At 42.1% G+C, this 772-nt stretch carries 1 protein-coding gene; it reads left to right on the top strand.

All coding sequences use genetic code 11. From position 1 onward, the window contains the following. A partial coding sequence (locus D8792_RS10965; protein ID WP_185758459.1) for a PTS transporter subunit EIIC occupies positions 1-772 on the top strand: 772 nt, incomplete at both ends.

Here is a 772-nt window from a genome sequence, read left to right as displayed (position 1 = left end):
CCTTACTTTCCTTGTAATGTCTATTTTGGGACTCTTTGTGATTGGTCCGGTCTTCCACATTGTTGAGTCATATGTTTTGAATGGTACAGAGTTCCTTCTTAGCCTTCCGTTTGGTCTTGCTGGTTTGATTATTGGTGCAGTACATCAACTGATTGTCGTAACTGGTGTTCATCACATCTTCAACTTACTGGAATCTCAATTGGTATCTCAAACTGGGAAAGATCCATTTAATGCGATTATCACTGCTGCTATGACAGCTCAGGCTGGTGCGACTTTGGCTGTAGCTGTGAAGACAAAATCTAAAAAACTCAAGGCTCTTGCATTCCCAGCAGCACTTTCTGCAGGATTAGGTATTACTGAGCCAGCTATCTTCGGGGTTAACTTGCGCTTCGTTAAACCGTTTGTCATTGGACTGGGTGCTGGTGCTGTTGGTGGTTGGTTAGCTTCTATTATGGGGCTTGCAGGTACAAGTTTCGGTATCACAATTATTCCAGGTACACTCCTTTACCTGAATGGTCAATTGTTGCAATATATCTTTATGGTTGTTCTGACAACTGGTTTGAGTTTTGTTCTGACTTATATGTTCGGATACAAAGACGAAGAAACTGCTGAAGAAAAAGCTGAAACTGAAAAACTTGTCGAAGAAGAAACAACTGGTAATGTTCCAGCAGCTCTCCAAGATGAAACAATCATTTCTCCAATTGTTGGTCAGGCAGTAGCTTTGAGCGATGTGAATGATCCTGTTTTCTCAAGCGGAGCTATGGGTCAAGGG

Origin of the sequence: Streptococcus cristatus, from assembly GCF_003943505.1 — a bacterium.
GTDB lineage: Bacteria > Bacillota > Bacilli > Lactobacillales > Streptococcaceae > Streptococcus > Streptococcus cristatus_E.
Note: the sequence above shows the minus strand (reverse complement) of the source record. Positions and strands in the feature narration are given on the sequence as shown.